Origin of the sequence: Acinetobacter sp. 22323 (assembly GCF_052044895.1) — a bacterium.
Classification (GTDB): domain Bacteria; phylum Pseudomonadota; class Gammaproteobacteria; order Pseudomonadales; family Moraxellaceae; genus Acinetobacter; species Acinetobacter schindleri.
Window position 1 is genome coordinate 107,826 of the sequence record NZ_JBQEOL010000002.1, and the last position, 11,750, is coordinate 119,575.

At 40.2% G+C, this 11,750-nt stretch carries 9 protein-coding genes; all 9 read left to right on the plus strand.

Annotated elements, in window-relative coordinates; genetic code table 11:
- The first annotated feature begins 7 nt into the window (after positions 1-7).
- Positions 8-1,066, plus strand: a complete 1,059-nt coding sequence (locus ACTJIX_RS01805; protein WP_005137629.1) for an HlyD family secretion protein — start codon at positions 8-10, stop codon at positions 1,064-1,066.
- Positions 1,063-3,819 carry a ribosome-associated ATPase/putative transporter RbbA gene (gene rbbA, locus ACTJIX_RS01810; protein WP_262550834.1) on the plus strand — a complete coding sequence of 919 codons (2,757 nt, stop codon included), beginning with the start codon at positions 1,063-1,065 and terminating at the stop codon, positions 3,817-3,819. Before ACTJIX_RS01805 ends, rbbA begins: the two co-directional genes overlap by 4 nt.
- 1 nt (position 3,820) lies before the next feature.
- A complete protein-coding gene (locus ACTJIX_RS01815; RefSeq protein ID WP_005137627.1) occupies positions 3,821-4,945 on the plus strand; it encodes an ABC transporter permease in 1,125 nt (374 codons plus the stop codon).
- A 142-nt stretch (positions 4,946-5,087) separates the two neighbouring features.
- Positions 5,088-6,680, plus strand: a complete 1,593-nt coding sequence (locus ACTJIX_RS01820; RefSeq protein ID WP_308957352.1) for a Na/Pi cotransporter family protein — start codon at positions 5,088-5,090, stop codon at positions 6,678-6,680.
- 97 nt (positions 6,681-6,777) lie between these two features.
- Positions 6,778-7,998 carry an MgtC/SapB family protein gene (locus tag ACTJIX_RS01825; RefSeq protein WP_052242923.1) on the plus strand — a complete coding sequence of 407 codons (1,221 nt, stop codon included), beginning with the start codon at positions 6,778-6,780 and terminating at the stop codon, positions 7,996-7,998.
- Positions 7,999-8,110: 112 nt separating this feature from the next.
- Entirely contained in the window at positions 8,111-10,189 is a 2,079-nt protein-coding gene (gene ppk1 / locus ACTJIX_RS01830; protein ID WP_440611116.1) for a polyphosphate kinase 1, read from the plus strand.
- Positions 10,190-10,348: 159 nt separating this feature from the next.
- A complete protein-coding gene (locus tag ACTJIX_RS01835; RefSeq protein WP_162788940.1) occupies positions 10,349-10,744 on the plus strand; it encodes a transposase family protein in 396 nt (131 codons plus the stop codon).
- Positions 10,692-10,958 carry a transposase gene (locus ACTJIX_RS01840; RefSeq protein ID WP_085945811.1) on the plus strand — a complete coding sequence of 89 codons (267 nt, stop codon included), beginning with the start codon at positions 10,692-10,694 and terminating at the stop codon, positions 10,956-10,958. Before ACTJIX_RS01835 ends, ACTJIX_RS01840 begins: the two co-directional genes overlap by 53 nt.
- 38 nt (positions 10,959-10,996) lie before the next feature.
- Positions 10,997-11,164: a transposase gene (locus tag ACTJIX_RS01845; protein ID WP_440611117.1), complete on the plus strand. Its 168-nt coding sequence runs from the start codon at positions 10,997-10,999 to the stop codon at positions 11,162-11,164.
- The last annotated feature ends 586 nt before the right edge of the window (positions 11,165-11,750 follow it).

Genomic DNA, 11,750 nt, shown 5'->3' on the forward strand with positions numbered 1-11,750 from the left:
ATTAAACATGAATTTTAAGAAAATAACCATTGCTGGGTTCATCGTTGTTTTAGGGTTGGTCGCTTATCTGATCTGGAAAAATATGAATAAGCCAGACACTGATGCCTTAGTCAGTGGCAATGGACGTATTGAAGCCACTGAAATTAACGTATCTAGTAAGCTATCTGGTCAGTTAGAAGAAATTTTGGTTAAAGAAGGTGACTTTGTCGAGCCTGGTCAAATCTTGGCGCGGGTTAAAATTTCTGCTTTAGAGGCCCAATTGCGTGAATTGGAAGCCCAGCAGCGTCAAGCACAGGATGCAATTGCCACTGCTGAAGCACAAGTGTCAATGCGCATTAGTGAAAAATCTGCTGCTGAGGCAATGGTACAGCAGCGTGAAACCGAATTGATGGCCGCTAAAAACCGTTTGGCGCGTACTGAGGTTTTAGCCAAAGAGGGAGCCTCATCAAAGCAGCAACTCGATGATGAACGTGCCTCTGCGCAGCAAGTAGCAGCGGTATTAAGCGCAGCTAAAGCACAAGTGCAAAGTGCGCAAGGTGCGATCGTGGCCTCTAAAAGTCAAGTTTCAGCGGCTCATTCTCAAGTTGACGCAATCAAAGCATCGATTGAACGTATTAAATTTGATATGGATGATGCGCAATTACGTGCTCCATTAAAAGCAAGAGTGCAGTTCCGTGTTGCACAGCCGGGTGAATTGGTGGCAGCAGGTGGACGTGTTTTAAATCTGATTGATCTGTCTGATGTGTATATGACCTTCTTTTTGCCGGAAACTGTCGCAGGGCATATCGCCATTGGTACAGAAGTTCGCATTGTGTTGGATGCCGCGAAAAATGTGGTGATTCCTGCCAAAGTGTCATTTGTTGCAGATACTGCACAGTTCACACCAAAATCGGTAGAAACTGAAAGCGAACGCCAAAAATTGATGTTCCGTGTTAAAGCGAAAATTGATCCGACTTTATTAAACAATAATATTGAACAAGTCAAAACAGGTTTGCCGGGTGTGGCATATATCAAAATTGATGATCAGGCAGTGTGGCCGACATTTTTAGAGAAAAAAGCTAAATGATGACACAACAATCTGAAAAAGGATCGTTTGTTGCAGAAATTGAAAATGTCAGCCTGAAATATGGAAAAACAGTCGCGCTTAATAAAGTGTCGTTAACGTTACCTGCAGGTTGCATGATTGGTTTGATCGGTCCAGATGGGGTAGGTAAATCTAGCTTATTGGCTTTGCTGTCAGGTGCTAAAATTGTGCAGCAGGGGAAAGTAACAGTCTTGGGTGGTGATATTGCAGATAAATATCATCGAATTCAGGTCTGCCCATATATTGCCTATATGCCGCAGGGTCTAGGAAAAAACCTCTATAAAACATTAACTGTTGAAGAAAATTTACAATTTGTGGCCCGGTTATTTGGACATGATGCCATCGAGCGCCGCAAACGAATTGATGAACTGACCAAGAGTACAGGTTTATACAATTTTTTAGATCGCCCAGCAGGAAAACTTTCTGGCGGGATGAAGCAGAAATTGAGTCTATGCTGCTCTTTAATTCATGATCCGGATTTTCTGATTTTAGATGAGCCTACAACAGGGGTTGACCCTTTGGCGCGAGCGCAATTTTGGGAATTAATTAACCGTATTCGCAAAGTTCGTCCACATATGAGTGTAATTGTTGCTACTGCTTATATGGATGAGGCACAAGGTTTCGACTGGCTTGCAATGATGGATGAGGGGGAAATTTTAAAAACTGGCACACCGCAGGAGCTGCTCAGTCAAACCCAAAGCATCAGCTTAGAAGATGCATTTATTAAATTGCTGCCAGAAGAAAAAAAAGCCGGTTATGAACCTGTCGTGATCCCGCCCTTGCCAGATTATGGTTCAGATACCTTTGCACTTGAAGCGAAAGATTTAACAGTAAAATTCGGAGATTTTACTGCTGTAGATCATGTTAATTTTCAAATTAAACGTGGTGAGATTTTTGGCTTTCTAGGTTCAAATGGCTGCGGTAAATCTACCACCATGAAAGTGCTGACGGGCCTCTTAGAAGCATCGGAAGGGCAGGCATGGCTGTTTGGTCAGCCCGTTGAAGGCAGCAATATTGAAACCCGGCGTCGTGTGGGCTATATGTCGCAGGCTTTTTCCCTGTATAGCGAACTGACTATTGTGCAGAATTTGGTATTGCATGCCAAATTATTTCATGTGCCACAAGAGCAAATTGAGCCGCGTGTACAACTGATGCTCGAGCGTTTTGATCTTGAGAATGTGAAAGAAAAACTGCCTGATGATTTGCCCTTGGGGGTTCGTCAGCGTTTATCACTCGCAGTGGCACTGGTGCATAATCCTGAAATTTTAATTCTGGATGAACCAACATCTGGGGTTGACCCGATTGCGCGTGATAATTTCTGGCGCTATTTAATCAATTTGTCGCGTAATGATGGGGTCACGATCTTTATTTCAACGCATTTTATGAATGAAGCCTTGCGCTGTGACCGAATGTCAATGATGCACGCTGGACGGGTGCTTGACAGTGCGTCACCAGCACAGCTGATTAAAAACCGCCATGCTGAAACACTTGAAGAAGCTTTTATCGGTTATTTGATTGATGCTGGTGCAGGCACTAAAGATCAGCCCAATGATTTGGCGGAAAGTATTGCTGAAACAAATGGCAGTAAAGAACTGAATGCCAAGCCAAAAAAATTCAGTTTGCGCCGGTTATTGAGTTTTGCCTGGCGTGAGTCTTTGGAGTTGGCGCGTGATCCGATTCGCGCAACCATGGCTTTAATGGGGTCATTAATTTTACTGCTGGTCATGGGCTACGGCATCACCATGGATGTTGAAGACCTCAAATTCGCTGTGCTGGATCGTGACCAAACGAGCTTAAGTCAAAACTACAGCATGAGTATTGCAGGGTCGCGCTATTTTATCGAACAGCCATCGCTGCAAAGCTATGATGATATTGATCAGCGTATGCGTAGTGGGGATATTTCCTTGGCGATAGAAATTCCGCCAAATTTTGCTCGTGATGTTGCTCGTGGTGAACAGGTGCAAGTCGCTGCGTGGATTGATGGTGCGATGCCACAGCGTGCAGAAACTGTGCAAGGTTATGTGCAGGGGATTCACACGTATTGGCTGATGCAAAAAGCATTAGAACAAAGTGGTTATAAAACATCTAGCGCTGTGAGTGTTGAAACCCGCTACCGCTATAACCCAGATATTAAAAGTTTGCCAGCAATGTCGCCCGCAGTACTGCCTTTATTACTGCTGTTGATTCCTGCCATGCTGACTGCTTTATCTGTGGTGCGAGAAAAAGAATTAGGTTCGATTGTGAATTTGTATGTCACACCAGTGACGCGAACAGAATTTTTAATTGGTAAACAGATTCCGTATATTTTGTTGGCAATGCTGAACTATTTCCTTATGTGTTTGGTCATGGTTACTTTATTTGATGTACCTGTAAAAGGTAGCTTCTTTGCTCTGACCTTAACTTCTTTTTTGTTTGTAATTTTTGCCACAGGTATGGGCCTATTGGCATCTACTATTACCAAAAGCCAGATTGCTTCAATGTTTTTAGTCATGATTGGGACTTTGATACCAGTTATGCAGTTTGCTGGAATTATCAATCCTGTATCGTCTTTGGAAGGGTTTGGACGCTGGTTTGGGGAAATTTATCCGGCAACGCATATGGTCAATATCAGTCGTGGAATTTTTAATAAAGGTTTGGGCTTTGATGATTTGAAACAGGCCATTTGGATCATTGCCATGGCTGTTCCGGTAGTAATGTTTGCTGCTATTGCCTTGCTGAAGAAACAGGAGCAATAAGATGTTCACAAAATTACAGAATATCTATCAGCTCGGCTGTAAAGAGCTTTGGAGTCTTTGGCGTGATCCAATCATGCTAGTGTTAATTATTTACACTTTTACTGTATCAGTTTACACATCATCAACTGCTGTAAAAGAAACATTGAATATGGCGCCGATTGCGATTGTTGATGAGGATCATTCAACTTTGTCTGAACGGATTTCTTCAGCATTTTATCCTCCAAATTTTACCAGTAAAACGACAACGCTGAACACGATGGATGAGGGTATGGATGCAGGTGAGTTTACTTTTGCAGTAAATATCCCAGCCAATTTTCAGCAAGATGTGTTGTCTGGCGAAAGTGCGGAGATTCAAGTCAATGTTGATGCAACCCGTATGACTCAAGCTATGTCGGGTGCAGGCTATATTCAGCAGATAATTCAGTCTGAAGTGAATGAATATGTGCTGCGTAACCGTGAAGTCACTAATCTGCCTATAGATTTGGCGATACGCTCGCGTTTTAATCCAACACTTGAAAAGCAATGGTTTATGAGTGTCATGCAGATTATTAATAACGTTGCAATGCTTTCAATTATTCTGACTGGTGCAGCGCTGATTCGTGAACGTGAGCATGGCACCATTGAACATTTGATGGTAATGCCAGTAACGGTATTTGAAATCATGATGTCCAAAGTCTGGTCAATGAGTCTTGTGGTATTAATCGCTGCATTTGTTGGCTTAAAAGTCGTGGTTCAAGGTGTATTGCATGTACCGATTGACGGCAGTTTGCCGCTATTTTTCTTTGGCGCCTTACTCACACTGTTTGCAACTACTTCGATGGGTATTTATATGGCAACCGTTTCGAAATCCATGCCGCAGTTTGGCTTGCTAATGATGTTGGTACTAATTCCAATGCAAATGTTGTCAGGTGGGTTAACCCCACGTGAAAGCATGCCGGAAATAGTGCAGCAGGTCATGATGATTGCTCCAACTACACACTTCGTCTCTTTGGCTCAGGCCATTTTATACCGTAATGCAGGATTCGATGTGGTGTGGCCATCATTTGTATGGTTGTTAGGTATTGCGTCAGTGTTTTTTTATGTGTCTTGGAAGCGCTTTAAAGACACGATTCATACCATGGCGTAAAGGGTTTCCCTTTTGCAGGCAGATGACTCCCTGAATAGTCTGCCTGCTTTTTTTTTTATTCTTTGATAATAATTCAATGGCGCAAGATTTAAATAAATGTCATTGAATAGCATAATTTTTTTGAAATTTATAGGGGAATGTAGTGCTTCAAATTCTCTCTGAACTATGCGGCGGTGTCGGTCTATTTTTAATTGGTATGACGTTACTGACTGATAGCCTTAAAGAAATTGCAGGTCAGACCTTGAAGGAGTTACTGACAAGGTTTACGGCAACGCCGTTTAAAGCCATGCTGTCAGGTTTGGGTATGACATTGCTGGTGAATTCATCTACAGCAACAATTGTCGCCGCCATTGGTTTTGTCGGAGCAGGGGTACTCAGTTTCACGCAAGCCATGAGTGTAGTGATTGGTGCCAATATCGGCACAACCAGTACTGGTTGGATTGTGGCATTTTTGGGCATGAAATTTTCCATTTCCATGTTGGCATTACCGATGATTGCTTTAGGCGCTCTGCTTAAACTCATCGCTAAAGGCCAAATGGCTTTATTGGGCCTTGTGATTGCAGGCTTTGGTCTGATTTTCTTTGGCATCGATGTTTTGCAAAAAGCCATGGCGGGGTTTGCTGCAAACTCAGATTTATCCTTTTTTAGTTATGACAGCTTGTGGTCACAATTGGTTTTGGTGCTGATCGGCATCATTATGGCAATGCTGCTGCAGTCCTCTAGTGCATCTATTACAGCGACTATGGCTGCCTTAGTCAGTGGTGCGATTGACTTGCCGCAGGCGCTATATATGGTGATTGGGCAAAATATTGGTGCAGTCAGCATTACCGTGATTTCGGTGATTGGCGCTTCGATCAATGCCAAACGTACAGTTGCTGTGAACGTGATTTTTAATCTCGTGAGTGCGATTGCTGCATTTTTCCTGTTAGCACCGTTTTTTCTTTGGTTGATTAAACACAGTGCATTTTTCAGCAGCATTGATCAGGTGATTATGCTCGCGATGTTTCATACAGCATTCAGTGTGTTGGGGGCATGTATGTTTATGCCAAGTCTGAAATTTTTAGAACAGAAAATTATCCAATGGTTGCCAAGTAATAATCCTGCCATTTTAGACAGTCTGGATGATGCAAGTTTGCAAGTATCTGCCATTGCAGTACAGGCCGCGGAAAAGGCGGTATATTTCAGCATATTTGAGATTTTTAAAATTCTACAAATGGTTTTTCAGACCGGTACATTACCTAGACAGCAACAGTTGAATACGCTAAATGAGATTATTCAGCATATTGAGCAGTATTTAGAAAAAATAGCGATTCCTGAGCATCCTGCACTCAAACAAAAATTCTTATCATTACTGCGAGTAATGGTCTATGTACGTGTCTTACATAATGATTTAGAGCGTTTAGATAATGCGATATTGCTACGAACACAACCGGCAATTTTTCAGTTAGCACTAGATTATTGCAATATTTTAGAAAGTTACTTTTCAAATATAGAACAGTTAGCAGATCAATCAGTCATTGAAAGTCTTAGAGCCGATTTAAATCACTTAAAAAAATGGACCAGTAGCCATCGTGCCGAAATGCGCGAAAAAGTCATGGAATATACCGAAGTAAATCAATTAAGCGCGTCCAAAGGGGTGGAATTATTAGCTGCACAGCGTTGGATGGATCGCTTAATTGCACATAGCTATCGTTTCTCTAATGTGATGTATGAGCGTCTTTTAGAGGAGTCTTGATGAATGTGGTTCCTCGGGTTTTTTATTCCGCTGTGCTGAGGCTAAGACATTGAATACTGTATTACTAGATTTATCCTTTCAAGAATTATTGAGAATCATGGCATCTGCTTTAGGCTGCGGTTTATTAATCGGTTTAGAACGAGAAAAGCATAATCGTAAAGAAAGTGAACCCAGTTTTGCCGGACTGCGTTCATTTACCATTTGCGCCTTGCTTGGGGCAGTATGTTTTTTACTGCATCTTGCAGTAGGTATCTTAGGTGCATTTTCGGTTACGACTTTTTGTGTTTATAGTCTGATTAAACAAAAACAGGATATTGGTGCGACCACTGAACTGGCATTTTTGATGACCTATTTGATTGGTGCATTATGTGTGTTTAATGTGCCGCTTGCTGCAGGGTTAGCGGTAGTGTTGTGTCTGATTTTAATGGGCAAGCAGTCATTGCATTATTTTGCTGGCAATTGGATTCAGCATTTTGAACTGCGTGACGGTTTGTTTTTACTGGCACTGATTTTAATTGCGTTGCCACTGATGCCGGATCAGGCAATGTGGGGCACAGTACTCAATCCATATGTGATTCTAAAACTGCTGATCATGATTTTAGGCGTACAGTCCTTGGCACATATTGCTAAACGTCTCTTGCCAAACAATAAAGCCTTGATGTTGTCATCTTTGGCATCCGGTTTTGTTTCTAGCACCGCAACTATTGCCAGTTTGGGCATGGAAGTCCGTTCAGGCAAAGCAGAAGCCAAATCTAATGCTGGTGCAGGCTTAATTTCCTGTATTGCGACCCTGTTACAGCTGCTGATTATTGTCGCAGGGATTAATTTTGCTTGGTTTAAGGTTTTATTGTTGCCTTGCAGTATTGGCATTGCAGTGCTTTTGATCATTGCCTTGATGTTAATTCATTCATCCAAAGCGACGATGGGTCAACAGGCTACACCACAAAATGATATTACGCATATGGACAGTCGTATGTTCAGCATTAAGGAAGCCTTAATCATTGTGGTAACACTGACAGTGATTCAAGCAGCGGTATATGGCTTGAATGTAGTGTTGGGTGATAGCGGTTTGATTATTGGGGCATTCTTCGCTTCTTTATTTGAAGTACATGCCGCCATGGCAACGGTGGTGATGCAAGGAACACCACAGCAGATGACGTTGGTCTACGCTATGATGATTGGTTTGGCTGCACATGCATTTTCTAAAAGCATCAATGCATTTTTAACTGGTGGCGGGAAATATTTTCTATATTTTGCCCCCGCACAAATGCTGCATATGGCGATTTTAATGGCGGTACTTTGGATGGTTATTCAGTAAATTTAGGATTTATTTTCAATATTTTAGAATGGTATTTAAGTTTTTGTTTTGTAATTCTATTTATTTTTAGCCAACTAAAAATGGCATTGCTTTTAAGAAATATGGGTAGTATATGAATTCCGTAGTTACACAAGCCTCCCCCCCGGTATATGGTCAAGTTGAGCGATATATTAATCGCGAGTTGTCAATTTTAGATTTTAATTTACGTGTCTTAGAACAAGCGGTCGATCCTTTAAATCCACTCTTAGAAAAATTGAATTTTTTATTAATTTTTTCTAGAAATTTAGATGAGTTTTTTGAAATTCGTGTTGCAACTATGTTGGAACATTTTGTTCAAGAGCGAGACATACAAACGGCTGATGGTTTATCCCCACAAGAAATTTTACATCAAATTTCGGAGACAGCACATGCTGCGATTGAACGCCAATATCAAATTTTAAATGAGCAAATTTTTCCGCAGTTAAGAGAAGAAGGCATCAGCTTTTTAAGACGTGGAGAGTTAACTCAAGCACAATCTAATTGGATCAAAAAATATTTTCAGGAACAGGTTGCACCAGCCTTAACACCAATAAGTTTAGATCCTGCGCATCCCTTTCCACGCTTGGTCAACAAATCACTTAATTTCATTGTGACTTTGGAAGGTAAGGATGCCTTTGGCCGTCAGATCGATTTGGCAGTGGTTCCTGCACCACGTTCATTGCCACGTGTGGTGCGTTTGCCAGATGAGTTGACCGAAGGCAAAGAGCATCATGTGATGCTCTCTTCAATTATTCATACTCATGTGTCTGATTTATTTCCGGGAATGACGGCAACGGGTTGCTATCAATTTAGAGTAACCCGAAATGCAGATTTAACGTTAACTGAAGATGTTGAAGACTTAGCGGAAGCCTTAAAAGACGAACTCAGTTCACGCCGTTTTGGTCGGGCAGTACGTTTGGAGGTCAATAAAAATTGTCCAACACATATTTATGAATACTTACTCAAAGAATTCGATTTACATGCACATCAATTGTATCGTGTCGACGGGCCTGTTAATTTGGCTCGATTGGTCTCGGATTTTAAACGCCCATATTTACGCTATGAGCCACATACTCCTGTGATTCCAAAAATACTGAAAAAATCTGCAAATATTTTCAGTGCGATGCAGAAACAAGATATTTTATTGCATCATCCTTTTGAATCATTTTCCCCTGTAATTCGATTATTACGTGAAGCCGCGCAAGATCCGCATGTTTTGGCCATTAAACAGACCTTGTACCGTAGCGGTGCAAATTCAGAAATTGTGCAAATTTTGGCTGAGGCGGCAAGAAATGGTAAAGAAGTCACCGCAGTGATTGAATTACGGGCACGGTTTGATGAAGAGTCCAATATCGCTGTTGCCAATGTTTTACAGGAAGCGGGTGCCGTGGTGGTATATGGCATTGTCGGCTATAAAACTCATGCCAAAATGATTTTGGTGGTACGCCGAGAAAATCAAAAACTGGTGCGCTACGCACATTTAGGTACAGGAAATTATCATGCTGGCAATGCCAAAATTTACACTGATTACGGTTTATTAACGACCAATCAAGATTTGTGTGAAGATGTACATCGTATTTTTCAAGAATTAACCGGTATGGGCAAAATGGTGAAGTTAAAGAAACTTCTACATGCACCATTTACTTTGCATAGTCAGTTGATGAATTTTATTGAAAATGAGATTGTGCTTGCGAAAGCAGGGAAACCGGCAAAAATTATCATTAAGGTCAATGCACTAACCGAAGTTCAATTGATTAATAAATTATACGAAGCTTCTCAAGCTGGTGTGCAAATAGAATTAATCATTCGTTCTATTTGTTGTTTACGTCCAGGCCTAATTGGCTTATCAGAAAATATTCGTGTTCGCTCAATTGTAGGGCGTTTTCTTGAGCATACTCGTGTCTATTATTTTTACAATAATGGTGATACACGTGTGTATTGTTCTAGTGCTGACTGGATGGAGCGTAATTTATTTAAACGTGTTGAAGTGTGCTTTCCTATTGAAAATACTGGACTCAAAAAAAGAATTTATCAGCAAGGGTTAGAAAATTATTTAATGGATAATCAGCAATCATGGTTATTGCAAAGTGATGGTAGTTGGTGTCGTAACATCTCGACAGAAGATCAAAAGCCTCATAATGCACAACAGACGTTATTAGGTGATATTATTTGATGAAAAAATCCGGTTTTAAATTGGTTAAATCGGATTTTTTCAATTTAAGATGCGTAAAAATTTCAAGTTAATAGATCTCTTTCATAAATCAAAAAAGCGATCATCTTTTTGATTAATATTTGTACCCCGGATTTTTTAGCATTAATGCATAATCTGCTGATGAAACACATCGATTCGAAGAAGCTTTCTGAAACACAGTTTAAGCGATATACAGGCATCTCATGGTCAACCTTTTATGTAATGGTGGAACAATTACAGAAGCAGGTTCCTGCTAAAGGTAGACCATCCAAGCTAAGTCTCGAAGACCAGGTTCTTCTGTGTCTGAGCTATTGGCGCGAGTATCGAACTTTATTTCACGTTGCAACAAGCTATGGTGTTTCAGAGCCAACAGCTTCGCGAATTGTACGTCATGTGGAAGACTGCTTAATTCAGTCAAACCTGTTCAATTTACCGAAGAATTTACCTGCAGGTGAAGGTATAGACTGGAATGTTGTCATCGTGGATGCCACAGAAATTCCAATACAAAGACCTAAAAAAACAGAAGAAAAGCTATAGCGGCAAGAAAAAGACGCATACCTTTAAAGTACAGGCCATGATTCACTATAAAACTCAGCAAATTCTGAGTTTATGTAGCAGTCCCGGTGCAGTGCATGATTTCGAGTTGCTCAAACGCAATTTAAATCAAATTCCTGAAGGGGCTTTTATCCTTGCAGATAAAGGCTATCAAGGAATTTATGCTGTTTTTACACTAAGAGCCTATTGCCGTTAAAAGCCAAACGGCACTGTAAGTTAGATCCTCAGCTTAAAATGTATAACCAAGGGATTAACAGAAGAAGAATCGGGATTGAGCACGTATTTGGTCGACTTAAGACCTTTAAAATTCTAGCTGACCGTTACCGAAATAGAGGTAAGAGACTCGGTCTGAGATTCAACTTAATCGCTGGAATTTACCATATGGAATTGAGTGAAAAATGACTTATGAAAGAGATCTAATTAAGTAACCTGAATCCTGCTTAAGGAGTTAAGACTATTCATCTTTGAGTTGATCGATCATTTTGATCATAAAAAGCTCTGCAATTTAATCTAATATCTGTAAAAGTTAATCCTAAAATAACGTTTATCTTTTTATTTTTGAAGAAAAATCCTTATCCGAGATTCAGGTTAAGTATGTTGAATTATTTTATCTAATTTATGGAAAGTCGGTATAAAATGATTAAAAAACTTATTAGTAATATAATTAGACTTAATGGAATTAAGAATTTGTTCGCAGTAAATTTCATCTTTTTTCCTAGAAATTAATATTTTATATATTATAAGTATATTGCATTTTTATAAATATGGTAAACATTATATTAATTTTTAGTTGATTTAAAAAGTTGCTTTAAAGCAACTTTTTTTAAATATAATTATTTTTACAATGGATGATTTAATAGATTTTAGAGTGTAAAACGGCTTTGTTGCACAAACCTATCTGTAAAGGCTTTTTTAGCGATATAATTTTCAAATGAAGAAGCCTACACACAAAATCTACCGCACAACCAATTGGCCCGCATATAACCGA